Annotated in this window: 18 protein-coding genes and 1 pseudogene; 11 read left to right on the top strand and 8 right to left on the bottom strand. The window is 60.2% G+C overall.

Annotated features, from left to right (window positions below; all coding sequences use genetic code 11):
* Nucleotides 1-286: 286 nt before the first annotated feature.
* From ispZ to ACZ5RI_RS04325, 6 genes and pseudogenes are all read right to left on the bottom strand, one after another.
* Complete coding sequence (gene ispZ / locus ACZ5RI_RS04300) at nucleotides 287-844, bottom strand: septation protein IspZ (RefSeq protein ID WP_464514875.1); 558 nt, start codon at nucleotides 842-844, stop codon at nucleotides 287-289.
* Nucleotides 844-1,770 (bottom strand): annotated as a pseudogene (gene ftsY, locus ACZ5RI_RS04305) (signal recognition particle-docking protein FtsY); the annotation flags it as partial. The pseudogene ftsY and the gene ispZ, both read right to left, overlap by 1 nt.
* A complete protein-coding gene (gene mtaB / locus ACZ5RI_RS04310; RefSeq protein WP_464514876.1) occupies nucleotides 1,764-3,011 on the bottom strand; it encodes a tRNA (N(6)-L-threonylcarbamoyladenosine(37)-C(2))-methylthiotransferase MtaB in 1,248 nt (415 codons plus the stop codon). The gene mtaB and the pseudogene ftsY, both read right to left, overlap by 7 nt.
* A complete protein-coding gene (gene dapF, locus ACZ5RI_RS04315) occupies nucleotides 3,008-3,835 on the bottom strand; it encodes a diaminopimelate epimerase (protein ID WP_464514877.1) in 828 nt (275 codons plus the stop codon). The genes mtaB and dapF overlap by 4 nt, the downstream gene beginning before the upstream one ends.
* A gap of 93 nt (nucleotides 3,836-3,928) precedes the next feature.
* On the bottom strand, nucleotides 3,929-4,159 hold the full coding sequence (locus ACZ5RI_RS04320) for a hypothetical protein (RefSeq protein WP_464514878.1): 231 nt from the start codon (nucleotides 4,157-4,159) through the stop codon (nucleotides 3,929-3,931).
* Nucleotides 4,160-4,281: 122 nt separating this feature from the next.
* Nucleotides 4,282-4,557, bottom strand: a complete 276-nt coding sequence (locus ACZ5RI_RS04325) for a hypothetical protein (RefSeq protein ID WP_464514879.1) — start codon at nucleotides 4,555-4,557, stop codon at nucleotides 4,282-4,284.
* Nucleotides 4,558-4,949: 392 nt separating this feature from the next.
* Between ACZ5RI_RS04325 and ACZ5RI_RS04330 the strand changes: the two genes are divergently transcribed.
* From ACZ5RI_RS04330 to mutL, 10 genes are all read left to right on the top strand, one after another.
* A complete protein-coding gene (locus ACZ5RI_RS04330) occupies nucleotides 4,950-6,206 on the top strand; it encodes an EAL domain-containing protein (RefSeq protein WP_464514880.1) in 1,257 nt (418 codons plus the stop codon).
* Nucleotides 6,207-6,306: 100 nt separating this feature from the next.
* The gene (locus ACZ5RI_RS04335) at nucleotides 6,307-7,167 is read left to right on the top strand and encodes a TIGR01459 family HAD-type hydrolase (RefSeq protein ID WP_464514881.1); all 861 of its coding nucleotides are present in this window, start codon (nucleotides 6,307-6,309) and stop codon (nucleotides 7,165-7,167) included.
* 19 nt (nucleotides 7,168-7,186) lie between these two features.
* Nucleotides 7,187-7,609 carry a MaoC family dehydratase gene (locus ACZ5RI_RS04340; protein WP_464514882.1) on the top strand — a complete coding sequence of 141 codons (423 nt, stop codon included), beginning with the start codon at nucleotides 7,187-7,189 and terminating at the stop codon, nucleotides 7,607-7,609.
* A 37-nt stretch (nucleotides 7,610-7,646) separates the two neighbouring features.
* On the top strand, nucleotides 7,647-8,597 hold the full coding sequence (locus ACZ5RI_RS04345) for a bifunctional riboflavin kinase/FAD synthetase (protein ID WP_464514883.1): 951 nt from the start codon (nucleotides 7,647-7,649) through the stop codon (nucleotides 8,595-8,597).
* Between the two features lie 206 nt (nucleotides 8,598-8,803).
* A complete protein-coding gene (ileS, locus tag ACZ5RI_RS04350; protein WP_464514884.1) occupies nucleotides 8,804-11,725 on the top strand; it encodes an isoleucine--tRNA ligase in 2,922 nt (973 codons plus the stop codon).
* On the top strand, nucleotides 11,722-12,231 hold the full coding sequence (gene lspA / locus ACZ5RI_RS04355; RefSeq protein ID WP_464514885.1) for a signal peptidase II: 510 nt from the start codon (nucleotides 11,722-11,724) through the stop codon (nucleotides 12,229-12,231). Before ileS ends, lspA begins: the two co-directional genes overlap by 4 nt.
* Before the next feature lie 12 nt (nucleotides 12,232-12,243).
* Nucleotides 12,244-12,837, top strand: coding sequence for a DUF3035 domain-containing protein (locus ACZ5RI_RS04360; protein ID WP_464514886.1), 594 nt, complete (start codon nucleotides 12,244-12,246; stop codon nucleotides 12,835-12,837).
* 140 nt (nucleotides 12,838-12,977) lie between these two features.
* Nucleotides 12,978-14,348: a M16 family metallopeptidase gene (locus tag ACZ5RI_RS04365; protein WP_464514887.1), complete on the top strand. Its 1,371-nt coding sequence runs from the start codon at nucleotides 12,978-12,980 to the stop codon at nucleotides 14,346-14,348.
* Between the two features lie 5 nt (nucleotides 14,349-14,353).
* Nucleotides 14,354-15,679, top strand: coding sequence for a M16 family metallopeptidase (locus tag ACZ5RI_RS04370; protein WP_464514888.1), 1,326 nt, complete (start codon nucleotides 14,354-14,356; stop codon nucleotides 15,677-15,679).
* 33 nt (nucleotides 15,680-15,712) lie between these two features.
* Nucleotides 15,713-17,596, top strand: coding sequence for a DNA mismatch repair endonuclease MutL (gene mutL, locus ACZ5RI_RS04375; protein WP_464514889.1), 1,884 nt, complete (start codon nucleotides 15,713-15,715; stop codon nucleotides 17,594-17,596).
* 90 nt (nucleotides 17,597-17,686) lie between these two features.
* Here the strand turns inward: mutL and ACZ5RI_RS04380 are convergent, their stop codons facing one another.
* Nucleotides 17,687-17,971, bottom strand: coding sequence for a helix-turn-helix transcriptional regulator (locus tag ACZ5RI_RS04380; RefSeq protein ID WP_464514890.1), 285 nt, complete (start codon nucleotides 17,969-17,971; stop codon nucleotides 17,687-17,689).
* Nucleotides 17,972-18,068: 97 nt separating this feature from the next.
* On the opposite strand from ACZ5RI_RS04380, the gene ACZ5RI_RS04385 reads away from it, so the two are divergent.
* Complete coding sequence (locus ACZ5RI_RS04385; protein ID WP_464514891.1) at nucleotides 18,069-18,521, top strand: hypothetical protein; 453 nt, start codon at nucleotides 18,069-18,071, stop codon at nucleotides 18,519-18,521.
* Here ACZ5RI_RS04385 and ACZ5RI_RS04390 read toward each other — a convergent pair.
* Complete coding sequence (locus ACZ5RI_RS04390; protein ID WP_464514892.1) at nucleotides 18,497-19,288, bottom strand: arginyltransferase; 792 nt, start codon at nucleotides 19,286-19,288, stop codon at nucleotides 18,497-18,499. The genes ACZ5RI_RS04385 and ACZ5RI_RS04390 overlap by 25 nt on opposite strands.
* Nucleotides 19,289-19,380: the final 92 nt, after the last annotated feature.

Genomic DNA, 19,380 nt, shown 5'->3' on the forward strand with positions numbered 1-19,380 from the left:
TTCGCTCGACGCGCCCCCGCGGACGTCGGATCGACCGCCCTACTGCGTAAAATTAATCGCATACGGAACAATAGACGGATGCGGTGCGTCCGGCAACGGTGATCTTGCACTCATTTGTCGCCGAATGCGGCATGTACAATCTTTCATCGTGGGGACGAGGGGGGCAATCGCCCGCGCCGCAAGCCTGTCGCAGCGCATAAAAGCCTTTAATTTAAAGGCGATATTAATAATCAGGGCAGGATTTGCGCCACCACCGCCGGTGCTGGGCCTGGGCGAAAATGCCGCTTTAAGAACCTTGCGGCGTTTCGTCCTCGATCTGATTTTTCATCATGTAGGGGGCCTGACTGATGGCAAACACAAAGGTCAGCGCCATGGCCCCGAATAGATGGTAGTTCATCCAGGTGTCACGCGTGAAATTGCGCCAGACCACTTCGTTCAGCAGCGCCATGACCAAAAAGAAGCCACCGAAACGAAAAGCCAGCCCGCGCCACGCCCGATCCTTAAGCGGTACTGTGCCGCCCAGGATCGATTTGACCAGCGGTCGGCCGACCAGCTCGCTGACGATTAACACCAGTGCCAGCAGGCTATAAACAAAGGTCGGCTTCATTTTTATGAAGGTATCGTCCTTCCAGTACAGCGTCAGTCCGCCCAGCGTGCCAACCACAACTGCAGTGAAAAGCGGCACCGGAGCAATTTTCTTTTCCAGCACATAGCAGGCCACCAGCGCCAGTGCGGCCGCGACCATAATCGTGGCGGTGGCGGCGAAAATGCCCGACACCTTGTAGGCCACAAAAAACAGCAACATAGGGGCCCAATCGATAATCAGGCGCAAATTCTTTTTCATTATGCTTCCTCGGTCAGGGCTTTGGCGAAGGCCGCTGCGTCGAAAATCTGTAAATCATCCTGCCCCTCACCGACACCGATAAAGTGGACCGGCAGCTTAAAGCGTTCTGCCAGCGCCACCAAAATGCCGCCCTTGGCGGTGCCATCCAGCTTGGTCATCACCAGACCGGTCAGCGGCACCGTGGCAGAAAACGCTTCAACTTGTGAGATGGCGTTCTGCCCTGTGGTTGCATCCAGCACCAGTAAAGTGGCGTGGGGTGCCCCGCCATCGGTTTTCTTCAGCACGCGAACGATTTTTTCCAGCTCGGCCATCAGCCCGGTTTTATTCTGCAAACGCCCGGCGGTATCGACCAGCACAACATCGGCCCCGGTCTCGCGGGCGTGTTTGACCGCATCAAACGCCAGGCCTGCCGCATCGGCACCGGTCTGGCGCGCAATCACGTCTGCTCCGGCGCGCGTGCCCCAGACCTGCAACTGTTCTGTGGCGGCAGCGCGAAAGGTATCGCCGGCAGCCAGCACGACCTTGTGGCCTTCACGGGTCAGTCGGGTGGCGATCTTACCGATGGTCGTGGTTTTACCGGTGCCGTTGACGCCGGCGATCAGCACAACAAAGGGTTTCTTCGTCGGATCAGGCCGAAAGGGCACGGCAATGGGCCGCAGGATTTTTTCGATCTCTGCCGCCAGCAGGTTGCGCAGTTCGCTGGTCGAGATGTCGCTGTCATAGCGCTCCTTCGCAATGGCAGCGGCAATGGCGGCTGCCGGGGCGGGGCCCAGATCGGCGCGGATCAGCGCATCTTCCAGCGCCGTGATGGTTTCTGCGTCGAGTTTTTTTCGTGTCAGCAGGCCATTTAAGCCCAGCGCATCGGCACTTTTGCTCAAACCCCGTTTTAACCGGGAAAAAAAACCGTGTTCCTCATCACTCATGACTGGATATCCGCGTGCAAATGACCATTCCCCGCCTTAACGATGCGTCCGCTGACAATCGCACCGGCTTCCAGCGGTTTTGTGAAGACTACCGGCAGAAAGCTGCGTGTGCGACCCAGTCCCGGCTTTTCGACCAGAATTTCCTGCTCGCTGCCGACATGGCGCTCCAGCGTGGTTGCTAAGGCTGCCTCGCCCTTGCTGCGCAAGAGCCGGGCGCGGTCTTTGACCAGAGCGCGGGGCAGTTGTGGCATCTTGGCCGCCGGGGTGCCGGTGCGGGCGCTGTATGGGAAGACGTGCAGCAGGGATAGTCCGGCATCGTCGATCAGTTTGAGCGAGTTTTCAAACATCGCATCGGTTTCGGTGGGAAAGCCTGCGATCAGATCGGCGCCAAAAATAACATCGGGACGCGCTTTGCGGACATCGTCACAGAACCGCACCGTATCAGCGCGGCTGTGACGGCGCTTCATGCGTTTTAAAATCATGTCATCGCCGGATTGGGCCGATAGGTGAAAGTGCGGCATCAGGCGCTCTTCTCCGGCAATCACGGCCATCAGGGTTTCGTCGGCTTCAATGGAATCGATCGAGGATAGCCGTAAGCGCTTTAAGTCGGGCAGGCGCTTCAGCAAGGTGCGCACCAGAAGACCAAGGCTCGGCGTGTCGGACAAATCCGCGCCATAGGACGTCAGATCAACCCCGGTCAGCACAATCTCGCCATAGCCGTTTTCGATCAGCCCGCGGGCCTCGGCAACGATGGCGTCCAGCGGAACGCTGCGCGACGGGCCGCGGCCAAAGGGAATGATGCAGAAGGTGCAGCGATGATCGCAACCATTCTGTACCTGTAAAAAGGCGCGGGATTTGCCGTCGAAGCCGGGGACAAAATGCGGCTCGGCGGTGTCGATGGTCATGATGTCGCCAACCCGGGTGCGGTCGTTGGCACCCCGGGCGTAATTGGCCGCGTTCATCTTCTCGGCATTGCCCAGCACCAGATCGACTTCGGTCATGGCGGCATAGGTATCGGGGATGATTTGCGCGGCGCAGCCGGTGACGATGATGCGTTTGTCCGGCTGTTCGCGTTTGATTTTGCGGATCGCCTGATGGGACTGGCGCACCGCCTCGGCCGTCACCGCGCAGGTGTTAACGACAATGGCGTCTTCGATGCCAGCGGTTTTGAGACGCTGCTTGATCGCTTCGGATTCATAGGCGTTGAGCCGGCAGCCGAAGGTGACAATATCCGCTTCGCTCACGCAGTCAGCCCATTGAGTGAGATGTCACCGGCAAACACCTGTGTTGCCGGACCGGTCATGATGACATGGCCATCGGTGACAGACAGTTCCAGTTCACCACCATCCAGCTGCACCCGCACATCAGCGCCAGTCAGGCCGCGCCGGAAGGCGGCAAAGGCGGTGGCGCAGGCACCCGATCCGCAAGCCTCGGTGATCCCGGCGCCTCGTTCCCAGACCCGCATCCGCAAATGGTCGGGACCGATCAGGCTGACAAATTCGACATTGGTGCGCTTGGGGAAAAGGGGGTGGGTTTCGATCCGCGCGCCAATGGTGGCAACATCGGCGGCTTCGGCATCATCGACAAACAAAACACAGTGCGGATTACCCATCGAGACCGCGGCCGCTTCCCATTTGTCCCCCGCGACATCAAGGACAAAACGGTTGGTATCGACCTCTTGCGCCAGCGGGATCACGTCCCACGCGGTGTGGGCGATGCCCATATCAACGCTGATCAGGCCCGCACCGGCATCGCTGCAGCGCAAGGGGCCACCCAGTGTGGCCAGTGTCACCTCGCGCTTACCGGTTTCGGCCAGCAGCAGTCGGGCAACACAGCGGGCGGCGTTGCCACAGGTTTCGACTTCCGAACCATCGGCGTTGACAATGCGCATGGTGGCATCGGCACCATCCCGCCCGGGGGCGATGACAATGATCTGATCGCAGCCAATGCCGCGTTTGCGCGAACCAAGCGCGCGGGCGATGGCAGGCGTCAGCGTCAGGGTCTGCCTGCGGGCGTCGAAGACGGCAAAATCGTTGCCGAGTCCATGCATTTTGAGAAAAGCGGCCATGGGCGCCTTATAGGCTATCGATGCGGGCGCTGCCAAGCACCGGCGCGCCGCACACTATTCCTATCTTTTATAGGGTTTAAGATTGGGTGTCGTTTACGAAGTGACGTCGAGCAGGGCGCCCATCATGCGGTCGGCGGTTTTGAATACCGAGGCATTGGCCTTGTACGAGGTGGTGTCGCTCAAGCTCGAAACCACGGCGGATTCCAGCTGGCCATTGTCATCCGATCCCGTCGTTGTCGACTGGACGATGGTGGTTGCGTCTTTTTGGAAACGGGTGGCGGTATTCTGCAGGCCCGTCGCCGCAATACTCATTGCATCGCTCATGTGGTTTTCTACCGCAAAATCCGTGCATCACACGCACGTGGCTGACACCAAACCTTATCGTAATCCTATACCAAAGTCTGCGATCTGGCGAGAAGATCGAATTCCCATACTGCAGCAGAGGGTTAGACGGTTACATCGATGCTGTGGGCATCGTCATCGTCTGCCAGACCGCCGTCGTCCTGGGTGCCATTACCCAACAGGGTGTCTGTTGCAGCAGCTTTATCTTCTGTCGGGGGAGCGGTGCGCTTGTGTTTATGGCCGGTCTGATCGGGTAATTCGCCATCATCCTTCAGCTCGGGGATTGGGATGGCGCCGGCAACATTATTCTTCACGGCGTTATGGAGCCGTATCATCTCCTCGCGGCGATCAACCGACGATATGGGGAAGAAGTCGCTCATAGGCTGTATGTTAAGCGTATATGGAGAAAATGTCAAAGAATTTTGGTCGGGATAAGACCGCATTCCTTGCCGGTTACATGACGTAAACGTCCTATGACACCGCTGCGATATGGGGCAGATCCGGGTGTGCGGCGTTTTTTTTTAAGGTGTCAATTGCCGCATGCCGCAGGGCTCTGGCGGTTGCATACCGCCCGCCGGGGAAGGGATTTTCTTTTATAGTCTCTTGTTTTATAAGTAAATTCGTCAGGGGAGGGTTGCCCCGGCTCCGGCTGGCAGCCCGATCGGGCCTGCCCGATACACCTTATTTTATGTTTATGGTTAAATGATTAGAAACGTAAGTCGGGCGAAGTTCGTCCGCAATCGGTCTTGAGTGTGGGGATTTAAGCAGCGTAATGACCAAGATAGCGTTGTATCTGCTCTATGCGTTGGTGGCTGTTGGGGCGGGGTGTGAGATTGGTCTTTATAGCAATCCGCTGGGGGGTGCCGGCGGCGGGCTGCTGGCCTTTCTGATCTGTATGCAGCTTCATAACACGATCCAGCTACGCCATTACCGCCACAGCCATGAAACCGAGATTCGCGCATTGCGCGAAGCTGGGCTCGGGCTTGAAAGCGCACTGGGGCTGACCCATTCCAAGCTGAACGATGTCGCTGAAGCGCTGGAAGCGCGCACCTCGGCGCAGAACCGTAAGATCGTTTCCGAATTGCGCGTGCTGGAAACCCTGATGCGCGAGCAGGGCAGCCGCTTTGCCGCCGCCAAAGCGCAGGTCATCAGCGCCAGTGGCTCCAAGCCGTTTGAAGCGCTTAATGATGCCGATATGCTGGAGGCGGTGCGTGACAGTCTGGTCGAAAACCGCATCGATCTTTTGCTACAGCCGATTGTGCAGCTGCCTCAACGCAAGGTCCGGTTTTACGAAGCCTATTCGCGGCTGCGGGCGCAGGATGGCCGGATCATTCTGCCCAAGCAATATCTGCCGGTGGCAACCCCTGCCGGCCTGATGTGTGTGATCGACAATCTGTTCCTGTTCCGCTGCGTTCAGATCGTGCGCCGTCTGATGAAGAAGCATCGTGATATTGCGGTGTTCTGCAACATCTCCGCCGACACGCTGAATGATGCCGAATTTTTCCCGCAATTTATGGAATATGCCGAGCAGAACCGCGATCTGGCCCCCCATATCGTGTTCGAATTCGCCCAGAAGACCGTGATGAAATCGACGCGGGATGCTCAGGATAATTTGCGTTATCTCGCCCGGCTCGGCTTTGCCATGTCGATGGATCATGTTGATGATCTCGGCTGCAATTTCAAACACGTTCAGGATCTCGGCTTCCGCTACTTCAAGGTGCGCGCCGGGCTGCTGGTCGAGGATGTCGGGGCGGCTGGTTCCGATGTTGCCGCCGAAGATTACAAGAAGCTGCTGGCTCGCCACGAGATGGAACTGATCGTCGAATGGGTCGAGGACGAAAAGACGGTCCTGCAAATCCTCGATTTCGGTGTTGATTACGCCGAAGGCTATCTGTTCGGCGAGCCGCGCGCCGTGCGCGATGATGCGCTGGGGCTGGCTGGTTCCCGCTCGTCCGATCCGGCGGGCGCGGCCCAAGGGGGCAAAGACGATGCCCCCGGCAGGATCATACCTTTACGCAAAGTGGTCTAATCTGTCGCGCAATCTGGGCGCAAGATTGATGGCTGCGATCGGGCCGGTTAGAGTGCGCCGCCCCGGCCGGACCTTACCCGGCGGAGCTATGAGGCGAATTTTGAGCGATATTCCTATTCTCTCCGGTCTTGGCGACATCGCCGGAGCTTACGACGCGATTATCTGTGATGTCTGGGGGGTGCTGCACGACGGCGTGCGGGTTTACCCTGCCGCCGCGACGGCGCTGAAAAACTTCCGTGAAAATCACGGCAAGGTGGTGCTGCTGTCCAACGCGCCGCGTCCGCCGGACCATACCGCCCGCCAGCTGGCCGCGATGGGCATGCCCGAGGGCTGTTATGATGCCATTGTCACTTCGGGCGGGGCATCGCGCGATGATCTGATCGCCCGCAGCGCCAAGGGCACGGTGAAGCTGCTGCATATCGGGCCAGAGCGCGATACCCCAATTTTCGACGGGCTGAATGTCAAACTGGTCGATGTTGAAGACGCCGATGTCATGCTGCTGACCGGGCTAGATGATCACGATACCCAGACGCCGGACGACTATGCCGATGTTCTGGCGGCGGCGAAAAAGCATAATCTGCCCGCCATCTGCGCCAATCCGGACATTCTGGTGCCGATCGGCGACAAGATCGTCTACTGCGCCGGGGCGCTGGCCCGGGCCTATGCCGAATTGGGCGGTCAGGTGATCTATTATGGCAAGCCGCATCTGCCGGTCTATGAGATGGCGTTGAAAGCGGCCCTGTCTGAGAAGAAGGTTCTGGATAAGAAAAAAATCCTCGCCATTGGCGATGCGCTCGAAACCGATCTGGCCGGGGCGGCGGGGGCCGGGCTGGATGCGTTGTTTGTCACCTCGGGCCTGCATGCCAAGGATATTGGCACCTTGACGCCCGCAGCGGTTTCAGCCTTCCTTGCCGACCACCACACCACGGTCTCAGCCGCTATCGACATGCTGTGCTGGTAACCATTTTCAGGATCTGTGCATGACGTATTATAGTGACGAGATTGAGCCCGGTCTGGCGGAAAGCTTCACCAAGACGGTGACCGAGAAGGAAATCGCCCTGTTCGGCGAGGTTTCCGGCGACATGAACCCGGTGCATTTCGATCAGGCTTTCGCCGAGACCACGATTTTCAAGGGCCGCGTTGCCCATGGCATGCTGTCGGGCAGCTTCATCTCGACGGTCATCGGCACCAAACTGCCCGGTCCGGGGGCGATCTTCATCAGTCTGGATATGAAGTTTCTCGCCCCGGTGCATATCGGTGATGAGGTTGTCACCACCTGCACGGTGCGCGAGGTGCTGCCCAAGCGTCGTATGGTCCTCGATTGTGTCTGCACCGTGGGCGATAAGACTGTGATCTGCGGCGAAGCGGTGGCGATGGCACCGATGCGTCCCAAATCTGCCTAACACCAGCCCGCCTGAACGTTCGCCTGAAAGTCAGCCCATGAAAATTTACCGCCACATCGCAGATATCCCGGATGCCTTTCGTGGCGCGGTGATTGCCATCGGCAATTTTGATGGCGTGCACCGCGGTCACCAGGCCCTGATCGGGCGGGCGCGGGCGATGGCCGAGGAACGGCATGCCCCGCTGGCGGTGATGGTGTTCGAGCCGACGCCGCAAGAATATTTCAATCCCGGTGCAGCCCCGTTTCGCCTGACCCCGTTCCACGCCAAGGCGCGGGCGATTGCCGATCTGGGGGCCGACGCCCTGATTGCCCCGCCGTTTGATGCCACGATCGCGCGCCAGTCGGCGCAGGATTTCGTGCTGGATCTGCTGATTAGCCGGTTGATGGTCGGCGCGGTGGTGGTGGGGCGGGATTTCCGCTTTGGCGCCGGTCGGGCGGGCGATGCCACCCTGATTGCCTATATGGGGGCCGAAGAAGGCTTTTCGACGGAAATCGTCGACCCGGTGTTGGCGGATGCGGGGGATGACGAAAAGATCTCCTCTACCACGATCCGGCAGGCCTTGGCCGCTGGCGAGGTGGAACTGGCGGCGGGCTGGCTTGGTCGACCCTTTGCCATTGAAGGTACGGTCGAACATGGCGATGCCCGCGGCCGGACATTGGGCTTTCCCACCGCCAATATCGGGATGGGCGTCTATGTCCGACCGGCGTTTGGGGTTTATGCGGTGCGCGCCAGCCTGTTCTGTGAAGCGGGCACGGCGCGCCGCCTCGATGGGGTGGCCAATCTGGGCGTGCGGCCGATGTACAAGACGGTTCAGCCGCTGCTGGAAGCCTTTTTGTTCGACTTCGACGAGGATATTTACGGTCGCCGCCTTTCGGTTGAACTGGTATCGCACCTCAGGCCCGAGATGAAATTCGGCTCGGTCGATCTGCTGATCGAGCAGATGAACAAGGACAAAGCCATGGCCCGCACCGTGTTAAACCGGGGCTAACCTGGCTACGGGCACTGGACCGTGACCGGCGGGCTTGCTAGGAAGGACGCGCGTTAGAGGCGTGCAAGGATGCCTGTTTTCCTGGGACTGATACGAATTAACCGCCCGGCTTCGTAAAGGCTGTCAGCCTTTGTGCGAAGACCGGGCCGTGTTTTTCGCGTTGTTGCCCCCCGTATTTCCCTTTTAATTTCCAAGGTTTCGTTATCATGTCCGAGAAGAATGAGGCCGCCGGTACTGATTACCGCGCCACCCTGTTTTTGCCCCAGACCGATTTTCCGATGAAGGCGGGGCTGCCCGCCGCCGAGCCCAAATGGCTCGCCCGTTGGAACGAACAGGATCTCTACAGCGCCATCCGGGCGGCGGCTAAGGGCAAGCCGCTGTTCATCCTGCATGATGGCCCGCCCTACGCCAATGGTGAGATTCATTCCGGCACCGGCCTTAATAAGGTGCTCAAGGATTTTGTCATCCGCAGCCAGACCATGATGGGCAAGGACGCCCCGTATGTTCCGGGCTGGGATTGCCACGGCCTGCCGATTGAATGGAAGGTCGAAGAACAGATCCGCAAATCCGGCAAGACCAAGGAGCAGGTTCCGGTTATCGAACTGCGCCAGATGTGCCGCGATTTCGCCAAGGGCTGGATCGACAAGCAGCGCGAGCAGTTTAAGCGCCTGGGTGTCATGGCGCTGTGGGACCACCCCTATCTGACGATGAATTTCGCCGCCGAAGCGACGATCGCGGGCGAGCTGCACAAATTCGTCGATGCCGGTTTGCTGTACCGTGGTTTCCGCCCCGTGATGTGGTCGCCGGTGGAAAAGACCGCGCTGGCCGAGGCCGAGGTCGAATATCAGGATCGGGAATCTACCACGATCTATGTGAAATTCCCGGTGGTGGCAGCCGCCAGCGCCGGTGCGGCGGTCGATCTGAACGCTGAACCGCTCTATGTCGTGATCTGGACCACCACGCCGTGGACCATTCCGGCCAACCGTGCCATCGCGTTTTCGCCGACCATGGACTATGCGGTCTATGAGGTGACGGCAGCGGAAGAAGGCTCGCTCGCCAAAGTCGGTGAAAAGCTGGTGCTGGCCGATGCGCTGGCCGAAACCGTGGCCCGCCACGCCAAAATGTCGGTCGAACGCAAAATCAGTATTGATCCGGCGTTCCTGACCTGTGCCCATCCGCTGCGCGGGAGCGGCTATGAGTTTGACGTCAATCTCTATTCCGGTGATCACGTCACCGCCGATACCGGCACCGGCTTTGTGCACACCGCGCCGGGACATGGCGAGGAAGACTTTGAACTGATCCTCGAAAAATGCGGCAAGGATTATCCGGCTAAGAATCCGGATGCCTTCAATGTCGTCAACGCCGAAGGGGCTTTTGCCCCCCATGTGCCGCTGTTTGCCGGTAAGCACATCCTGTCGCGTGACGGCAAAAAAGAAGGCGATGCCAATAAAGCGGTGATCGAGGCGCTGACCGAACGAAACGCATTGGTTGCCACCGGCAAGCTGCGCCACAGCTATCCGCATTCGTGGCGATCCAAGGCGCCGGTGATTTTCCGCGCCACGCCGCAATGGTTCGCCGCGATGGATCTGCCGTTCAAGGACGGCAAAACTCTGCGCCAGCTTGCGGTGCAGGGGCTGGCCGATACCCAATTCTATCCCGAACAAGGGCGCAACCGCATCGGCTCGATGGTCGAAGGCCGCCCCGACTGGGTGCTGTCACGCCAGCGTGCCTGGGGCGTGCCTCTGGCTCTGTTCGTCGAAAAGGCCACGGGTGCCGTGCTCAACGACAAAGCCGTCAATGACCGCATCATCGCCGCCTTTAAAGCAGAAGGTGCCGATGCCTGGTTCAAGGACGGGGCCGCTGCCCGCTTCCTTGGCGATGGCTATAAGGTGGAAGACTACGAGCAGGTCAGCGACATTCTCGATGTTTGGTTCGATTCCGGCTCGACCCATGTCTTCACGGTGGAGCAGCCGGTCGACAGTCACTGGACCCAGGCCGACAAGATCGATCTCTATCTGGAAGGTTCGGACCAGCATCGCGGCTGGTTCCAGTCGTCGCTCCTCGAATCCTGCGCCACCCGTGGCGAGCCGCCCTACAAGGCGGTGCTGACCCACGGTTTCGTGCTCGATGAAAAGGGCCGCAAGATGTCCAAATCGCTCGGCAACACCGTGTTGCCGCAGACGATTGCCGATCAGAACGGTGCCGATATTCTGCGTCTGTGGGCGGCGTCGTCCGACTTCACCCAGGATTTGCGCATCGGTGGCGACATCATCAAGTCGAATGTCGATGCCTATCGCCGCCTGCGCAACACCATCCGTTTCATGCTGGCCAATCTGGCGGGCTTTACGGATGCCGAGCGCATCGAGGCCGACAAAATGCCCGAGCTCGAGCAGTATATCCTGGCCAAGCTGGCCGAGATCGATGTGATCGTGCGTGAGGGCTATAACAGTTACGATTTCAACCGGGTCTACAACACGGTGTTTTCGTTCTGCACCAACGAGCTGTCGGCCTTCTATTTCGATATCCGTAAAGACGCGCTTTATTGCGATGCGGCTTCCAGCCTGCGCCGCCGCGCCGCCCGCACGGTGACCGAGGAAGTCTTCCGCCATGTCGTGACCTGGTTCGCGCCGATCCTGTGCTTCAGCATGGAAGAAGCATGGCTGACCCGCTTCCCCGATGCCGCCAGTGTGCATTTGCAGGGCTTCCCGGTTATCCCGACGGGCTGGGCCAATGCCGCCCTGACCGCCAAATGGGATCGCATCCGGGCGTTGCGCCGTGTCGTCACCGGGGCGCTGGAAGTGGCCCGCCGTGATAAGGTGATCGGGGCCTCGCTCGAAGCCGCACCGACCCTGTTCGTGGCCGATGAAGCCGATGCCGCGCTGTTCGCCGGGCTGGACCTCAAGGAAATTGCCATCACCTCGGCGGCGCAAATCGCAGTCGGTGCCGGGCCGGACGATGCTTTCCATCTGGCCGATGTGCCGGGCGTGGCGGCGAGCTTCGCCAAAGCGGAAGGGGCCAAATGCGCCCGCTGCTGGATGATCCTGCCGGAAGTGGGTGAGAATCAGGCCCACCCTGATCTGTGCCCGCGCTGCGCCGAAGCGGTGAGCGAAAGCGGGGGCGCAGTATGACGGCGTCCTCCCGTGCCAGAACGCTGGGCCTGCTTACCGCGCTTGGCGCACTGATTCTCGATCAGGGTTCCAAGAATCTGCTGCTCTATGGTCTGGGCTTTGCCACCATGCCGCCGGGCGTGGCGATTCCGCTGTTGCCCTGCTTTAATCTGGTCATGGTGTGGAATCCGGGGGTGACATTCGGGCTGTTTGCCGCAGGAAGTCAGCTTTCGACCTATTTTTTGGCCGGGTTCCAGTTTCTGGCGGTTTGTGCGCTTTATCTGTGGCTTTGGCGGGCGCGGGGGCGGCTTTTAACGCTTTCCATCGGTCTGGTCATCGGCGGGGCGATCGGGAATTTGATCGATCGGCTGGTTTATGGCCGGGTTGCCGATTTTTTTCACTTTTACGTTTCCGGTTTCGACTGGTATGTCTTCAATATCGCGGATACGGCGATTGTGTTTGGCGTCGCCGGCCTCATCTATGATGCGCTATTCGGTGCGAATGCTTCCGGGCACAAGCCAGCTTAAGGAGTTATGACCATGCGTTTGTCGTTTAAGGCTTCCTATCTGGCGCGTGCTGCCCTTGTGGCTGTCGTCGGCGTGTCGCTGTGCAACTGCTCAAGCCTGCGTAAGGCCGCTGGTATGAACAAGATGCCGCCGGATGAATTCACTGTGCTGACCAAAGGGCCGCTGATCATGCCGCCCGATTTCGGTCTGATGCCGCCGAAGCCCGGCGCTGCGCCGACCAATCAGTCCGATCCGGCGACCAATGCGCAAGCCTCGCTTTATGGCACGGATCCGGCGGCGATTGCTGCCTCGATGCAGGGCCCGGCCAGTTCGGCGGAAAAACTACTGCTGGCCAATGCCGGTGTTGCCAATGCCGACCCCGATGTGCGTCAGCATCTGGCCTCTGATCTGAAGTCGCAGCTGGCCACCGACGACAGCTTCACCAAGGACATTCTGTTCTGGCAGGAAAAGAAGAAACCCGAACCCGGCAAACTGGTCGATGCCGATGCCGAGGCCAAGCGTATCGCGGCCCAGCGGGATGCGGGCAAAGCCGTTAACGGCGGCGCGGGCCCCAAGCCGGATGAAGATGATTCGGGCTGGTTCGACGGCTGGTTCGACTGGCTTTAAGCCGGTACCACATCCGGTACCTGTGGTGGGCGGATTTCGTCCCCCACTGGTACCGTAAGTATATGATTTCCATCGCTTGCAAAGCGGACAGGGCCTCAAGGCTCTGTCCGTTTCGTTTCGCTTAAGGCAAGATGGCCCTCATGACGTCGCATACGAAAAACCGCTTCCGCCTGATTTTTGCTCTGGTTGCCGCCTTTGGGCTGGTAACTGGTGCCGCACTGGCTGCGCCCAAAGGGGCCGCCAAAGCCGCCGAAACGCCGCGGCCGTTCCAGTTTGCCCTGCAGAACGGTTTGCAGGTCATGGTGCTGACCGACCGGCGTGCCCCGGTCGTCACCCAGATGTTGTGGTTTCGCACCGGTTCGGTCGATGATCCGCCCGGCCTGTCCGGCATGGCGCATTTCTTCGAGCATATGATGTTCCGCGGCACCAAGGCGGTGCCGGGTTCGGGCTTTGCACAGGCGGTGACGCGTGCCGGTGGCGAGGACAATGCGTTCACCACACCCGACTACACCATGTTTTACGAGCGGGTCGGTAAAGAGCATTTGCGCCAGATGATGCATCTGGAAGCTGACCGCATGCGCGATCTGGTTCTGACCGAAGCGGCGGTGGCCACCGAACGCGATGTTATTCTGGCCGAACGCCGCCAGCGTATTGATAATGATCCATCGGCGCTGGCCGAGGAACAGGCCGCTGCGGCGCTGCATCTGTCTCACCCCTATGGCCGCCCGACCATTGGCTGGGCCGAGGAAATCCGCCATATCGGCCGGGCCGAGGCTGCCGATTTCTATTACCGCCATTATGCGCCCAACAACGCCCTGCTGATCGTGGCGGGCGATGTCAGCCCCGAGGACGTGCGCGCAGCTGCCGAAGCCGAATATGGCCCGCTGCCGTCGCGCAATCTGGTGGCACGGACGGACTATGCGCAAGCCCCGCGGCTGGGGGAAACCCGGCTGAACCTGTCCTTGCGGTCGGTCAAGGTTCCGGCTTTTTTACGGCTCTATCGGGTGCCGAGCTATGCCGAAGCCGCCCCCGGCAAGGCCGAAGCGCTGGAGTTGTTCGCCCGCATGCTTGGTGGTGACAGCGCCTCGGCGCTCTATCGCATTTTGGTGCTGGAACGCCATCTGGCGACCAGTGTCGTGGTCGATTATGATGGCTATGCCCGTGACAGCGGCACCTTGTCGATTTCCGCCGAACCGCGCCCCGGTGTACCGCTTGAGGTGCTCGAGCGGACCATCGATGAAACCATTGCCAGCTTTGCCCGCCGTGGGCCGGGACAGGGCGATCTTAACCGCACCAAAAAGCAGATGGTGGCGGGCGTGCTTTTGCGGCGCGATAATCAGTTCGAGATGGCATCGGCCTTTGGCCGGGCGCTGATGATCGGGCTGACCGCGCAGGATGTCCAGCTGTGGCCGGCCCGGATTCAGGCGGTCAGTGCGGATGGTGTCAAAAAGGCGGCCGCAGGTCTGTCACGCAAAGAAGCGGTGAGTGTTCTGCTCACGCCGGGGCGGTGACGGCGATGCCCCGGCTGCTGATGACTGCCCTGATCGGTCTTGCTTTGGCGTTCAGTCCGGCGGCGGCGATGTCGGTCAAGGCGATCAAGGCCCCCAAGGGCAGTGTGGTCTGGCTGGCCGAGGATCATACCGTGCCGGTCATTGCCATGACCGCCAGCCTGCCCGCAGGCTCGGCCTATGATCCCTCGACCAAGGCGGGGCTGGCCGCGATGGCGGCAGCGCTGCTCGAAGAAGGCGCGGGCAGCCTTGACGGCGATGCGTTTCACAATGCGCTCGACGAACGCGCGGTCGAACTGACCGCAACGCCCGATCGTGACCGGCTGGTGATTTCGCTGAAAGTGCTGTCGCCCGATGCCCGCGAGGTTTTTCGTATGCTGGGGCTGGCGCTGTCACGCCCGCGGTTTGACTATGACGCCATCACCCGGGTGCGGCTGTCGATGATGCAGGATCTCGACCGCGAGCATGAAGACCCCTCGGCCGTGGCGTGGAACAGCTTTTTCGCGCTTTATTTCGGGGCCCATCCCTATGGCCATCCGGTCGAAGGGGCCAAGCCCGCGCTGGCTTCGATCAGCCGCGAGGATTTGCGTGGCTTTGTTGCCAGCCATTGGGTGGCGGGCGATATCAAGATCGCCATTGCGGGCGATGTCGATGAAAAGACCGCCGCCGCGCTGGCGCGGTCGGCGTTCGGGGCGCTACCGCTGCGGCCGGTTCCGGCTGTGGCGCTGCCGCGGTTTGTCGGCGCGGCAGGCCAGCATGTTATGGCCATGCAGGTTTCGCAGTCCGATACCATTTTCGCGCTGCCCGGCTTTACCCGGCGTGACCCGGATTTTCTGGCCGGACTGATCGCCAACACCATTCTGGGCGGGGCCGAAGAATCTCGCTTAAGTCGGGCGCTGCGGGAAAATCGCGGGCTGACCTATGATGTGTCGACCGATTTGATGACCTTTGCCCGCGCCGGTCTGGTGCTGGGCGAGGTGCAGACCAAACCCGAAAAGGTCCGTGCCATGCTGGCCATCGTGCGCCAGTCGTTGCGCCAGTTCGCCATGACCGGGCCGACGGCGCAGGAATTTACCGACGCCAAATCCTATGTCCGTGGCTCGTTCCCGCTGGCCTTTGCCTCGAACGAGGATATCGCCACCACGCTGGCCGGGTTCATGGCGGATGGATTGCCGGTCGATTATGTCGAGCGCCATGGGGCGCTGATCGATGCGGTCAGTTTCGAGGATGTCAAACGTGCCGCGCGCCGACTTTATGCCTCGGACAAGCTGACCGTGGTGGTGGCGGGGTCTGCCCCGGCCCAGAAGCGCTCGAGCAACCCGTTCCGCGAATGATGCAGTCTTGACCCAAACCGCTATAATCGCCCCATGAAGATTCGTCGCTTATCCGAAGGTACTGTCAACCGTATCGCTGCCGGTGAGGTGGTCGAACGCCCCGCCAGCGCGGTGAAAGAGCTGGTGGAAAACGCGCTGGATGCCGGGGCCAAAGCCATCGAGATCGCAGCTTCGGGCGGTGGGGCCGAGCTGATTGCGGTGGCCGATGATGGCGAGGGGATGACGCCGGACGATCTGGCGGTGGCGATTGAACGCCACGCCACATCGAAGCTGAAGGAAGACGATTTAACCCGTATTTTTACTATGGGTTTTCGGGGCGAAGCCCTGCCGTCGATTGGGGCGGTGGCGCGCCTTGCCATTGCCAGCCGCACCAAAGACGGCGATGCCCATGCTATCCGGGTGGAAGGTGGCACGGTTTATCCGGTGGTGCCGGAAGGCTTTCGTGCATCGGGCCAGCATGGCAGCCGGGTCGAGGTGCGGGATTTGTTCTATGCCACCCCGGCGCGGCTGAAATTTCTCAAAAGTCAGCGCTCGGAAGATCTGGCGATTCAGGATGTCGTCCGCCGTCTGGCGATGGCGCGGGCCGATGTGGCGTTCCGCCTTGATCTTGATGGTCGGCGCGTGCTCGATCTGCCCGCCGAGGCCGATCTGTTTGAAGGCCGACTTAATCGGCTGGGCCGTTTGATGGGCCGCGATTTTGCCGACAATTCGGTGCCGGTGTCGGCGCAGCGTGAAACGGTGGCGATCAGCGGCTTTGCCGGGTTGCCAACCTATAACCGCGCCAATGCGTTGATGCAGTATATGTTCGTCAATGGCCGACCGGTGCGCGATAAACTGCTGGTCGGTGCGGTACGCGGCGCCTATGCCGACTTTCTCGCCCGTGACCGTCACCCGGCTTTGGCCTTGTTTATTGAATGTGATCCCGCCTTCGTTGATGTCAATGTGCATCCGGCCAAGGCTGAGGTACGTTTTCGCGACAGCGGGCTGGTCCGTGGGCTGATTGTTTCCTCGCTCAAAGTCGCCATTGGCGCGGCGGACCGGCGCACTTCGACCACCGTGGCCGAGGCCGCACTGTCGGCCCTGCGCCCGCACAGCGGTTTAAGCTATAATCCCGGCCCGCGTCTGGATCTTGGCGTGCCGCCTGCCGGTGTGGCCGAAACCCGACGCAGCTTTTCCTTTCAGGCCCCTTTGTTTACCGCACCGCCATCGGCCCCGCCAGGTGTGCCATCCGAAACGTCCGATTGGGCTGTGGATGGTTCTGCGACCGGTTATGGCGACAACCTTCCGCAAGCGGATGACGTGCCAACCCTGCCTCAGGCACCGGCTTCGGCATCTGAGTATCCGCTGGGTGTCGCCCGCGCCCAATTGCACAACACCTATATCGTGGCGCAAACCGCAGACGGCATCGTCATTGTTGATCAGCATGCCGCCCATGAGCGCCTGACCTACGAGAAGATTAAAAAGGCGCTCGAAAGCGGCGGGGTGGTCCGCCAGCCCTTGCTGGTGCCCGAGGTGATTGATCTGGACCCGGCCGAGGTGACACGGGTGGCCGCCCATGCCGACGAGCTGGCCGAGCTGGGTCTGGTGGTCGAGGCCTTCGGGCCGGATGCGATCTTGGTGCGTGAAACGCCGGCTTTGTTGGGCCAGAGCGATGTTAAGGCGATGATCCGTGATCTGGCCGATGATCTGGCCGAGCAGGGCGCCGCCCACTCGCTGAAGGAACGCCTGTACGAGGTTGTCGCGACTATGGCCTGTCATGGCTCGGTCCGGGCCGGGCGGCGTCTGGTCCCTGAAGAGATGAATGCCCTGCTGCGCGAGATGGAGGCGACCCCTCATTCCGGTGAATGCAGTCATGGCCGCCCGACCTATATCGAGCTGAAGCTGGCCGATATCGAAAGGTTGTTTGGCCGGCGTTAGTCTGACGCTGTAAACGTCCGCAGGCAGACGGTGTTTTGCGTCAGCGCCGTCACATATTTATGACGAAGCCTATAGCGAAGCCATGGGCGGCTATTTATGGCGGCGTCCGGGCTTGGCACTTTTGCGTTTGGGCTTGGCCGTGCGCTGCGCTGTACGCTTCTCTTCTTCGGGGGGAGAGATCAGGTCGATCACCGTCGTATCCAGTGCCCAGGCTAAGCGTTCCAGCAGCTGCAGGGTTGGATTGCGTTTTCCGCGTTCCAGCGCGCTCATATAGCTGCGCGCAACTTCGGCCTCAAGCGCCACGGCTTCTTGCGAAAGGTCGTGCAGCCTGCGCAGGCGCCGTAAGTTTTCCCCGACTTGTCTTAAGATGTCCATGGCTGAAGACAAGTCGATTTGTGTCTTTTGTAACAACGCAATATATATGACAGTGTGTTTACTATATAGTACATAGGGGGCCGGGAGGTACCGTGGGATGTTGCTAGAAGGCGCTGCTACATGGCCGGCATTGCCGCCAGAACTGACGGCTCTGCAAGCGTGGTGGACGGATAAATGCGACCATGGTGCGAAGTTGCCCGCAGGTGGTTTTGGCGTTGATATGCTTGAGCCGTGGCAGAATAATGTCGCATGGATTGAACGTATTCTTTCTGGCCGGTTTCGCATTGACTATTGCGGTCTTAGCCTGATCCGCCGCCTGGGGCGGGAAGCCACTAACAGTTATGTTGATACGCTGGCTAGTGACATCTTTACGCTTCTGCAAGAGGCACTGACGCGTTGTGTCGCATCCGGTGCGCCGGTGGTGATGCGCCCCTATATAGCCCTTGGTGATATGCGTGCGGATCATGTCGATCTGGTGCTGCCTTTTGGTGCGGCCAAAAGCGTCAGTACGCTATTGTTTGCCAGTTATGAACTGGCGTCACCCTTCTGATCGGTCGTAGGCGGAGTATCATGCCGCTGCCAGCCTTCCGATGTTAAGGTTTCCAATGGGGTGAAACGCGCCTTGTAGCGCATTTTCACGCATTCTTGGACCCAATAACCAAGATAGACATAGGGCAGTCCCATCGCCTGCGCCCGCCGGATATGATCCAGAATCATAAAACTGCCCAGACTGCGCCGGGTCAGGCCGGGGTGGAAGAAGCTGTACACCATCGACAGGCCATCGCTTAAGATGTCGGTCAGCGCCGTGGCTATCAGCGGATTTTCCTGGGTGTCGCCAGAAAGCCCACCGGCGCCACCGATCTGGCGGTATTCAAAAATCCGGGTTCTGACCGGCGTTTCCTCAACCATAGCGGCGTATTCGAACAGGCTCATATCGTTCATGCCGCCATCGGCATGACGGGTGTCAAGATAGGTGCGCAGCAGGGCGTATTGCTCGCGCGTCGCCTTAGGGTAGGTTTCCCGGCTGACCAGATCGCGGCTGCGGCGCAGCACCCGGCGCTGGTTGGGGGAAAAGACAAAGTCGTTGACCAGAATGCGCACCGAAACACAGGCATGGCAGCCATCACAGGAGGGCTTATAGGCAATGGTCTGGCTGCGGCGAAAGCCCGATTGGGTCAGCGCATTGTTGAGCCCCTGTGCCAAGGGGCCGTCGAGTCGGGCGAAAATCTTGCGCTCCTGACGGCCGGGCAGATACGGGCAGGAGCCTACCGGGGTCAGATAAAATTGCGGAACGCAGGTTTGGCGCTGGTCGGTCACGGTTTCGTCCGAATGGTCTTGCCTTACTCGCAGACCAAATGATGTGGTCCAGTACATTCGACAACCAAACGCCTGACCTGGCCAGTGGGCCG

This window comes from Micropepsis pineolensis (assembly GCF_055392125.1).

What these genes read in the sequence shown, in the direction of transcription:
- ispZ (WP_464514875.1), bottom strand. Translation starts at nt 844, where the DNA reads ATGAAAAAGAATTTGCGCCTGATTATCGATTGGGCCCCTATGTTGCTG.
- dapF (WP_464514877.1), bottom strand. Translation starts at nt 3,835, where the DNA reads ATGGCCGCTTTTCTCAAAATGCATGGACTCGGCAACGATTTTGCCGTC.
- ACZ5RI_RS04320 (WP_464514878.1), bottom strand. Translation starts at nt 4,159, where the DNA reads ATGAGCGATGCAATGAGTATTGCGGCGACGGGCCTGCAGAATACCGCC.
- ACZ5RI_RS04325 (WP_464514879.1), bottom strand. Translation starts at nt 4,557, where the DNA reads ATGAGCGACTTCTTCCCCATATCGTCGGTTGATCGCCGCGAGGAGATG.
- ACZ5RI_RS04330 (WP_464514880.1), top strand. Translation starts at nt 4,950, where the DNA reads ATGACCAAGATAGCGTTGTATCTGCTCTATGCGTTGGTGGCTGTTGGG.
- ACZ5RI_RS04340 (WP_464514882.1), top strand. Translation starts at nt 7,187, where the DNA reads ATGACGTATTATAGTGACGAGATTGAGCCCGGTCTGGCGGAAAGCTTC.
- ACZ5RI_RS04345 (WP_464514883.1), top strand. Translation starts at nt 7,647, where the DNA reads ATGAAAATTTACCGCCACATCGCAGATATCCCGGATGCCTTTCGTGGC.
- ileS (WP_464514884.1), top strand. Translation starts at nt 8,804, where the DNA reads ATGTCCGAGAAGAATGAGGCCGCCGGTACTGATTACCGCGCCACCCTG.
- lspA (WP_464514885.1), top strand. Translation starts at nt 11,722, where the DNA reads ATGACGGCGTCCTCCCGTGCCAGAACGCTGGGCCTGCTTACCGCGCTT.
- ACZ5RI_RS04360 (WP_464514886.1), top strand. Translation starts at nt 12,244, where the DNA reads ATGCGTTTGTCGTTTAAGGCTTCCTATCTGGCGCGTGCTGCCCTTGTG.
- ACZ5RI_RS04365 (WP_464514887.1), top strand. Translation starts at nt 12,978, where the DNA reads ATGACGTCGCATACGAAAAACCGCTTCCGCCTGATTTTTGCTCTGGTT.
- ACZ5RI_RS04370 (WP_464514888.1), top strand. Translation starts at nt 14,354, where the DNA reads ATGCCCCGGCTGCTGATGACTGCCCTGATCGGTCTTGCTTTGGCGTTC.
- mutL (WP_464514889.1), top strand. Translation starts at nt 15,713, where the DNA reads ATGAAGATTCGTCGCTTATCCGAAGGTACTGTCAACCGTATCGCTGCC.
- ACZ5RI_RS04380 (WP_464514890.1), bottom strand. Translation starts at nt 17,971, where the DNA reads ATGGACATCTTAAGACAAGTCGGGGAAAACTTACGGCGCCTGCGCAGG.
- ACZ5RI_RS04385 (WP_464514891.1), top strand. Translation starts at nt 18,069, where the DNA reads ATGTTGCTAGAAGGCGCTGCTACATGGCCGGCATTGCCGCCAGAACTG.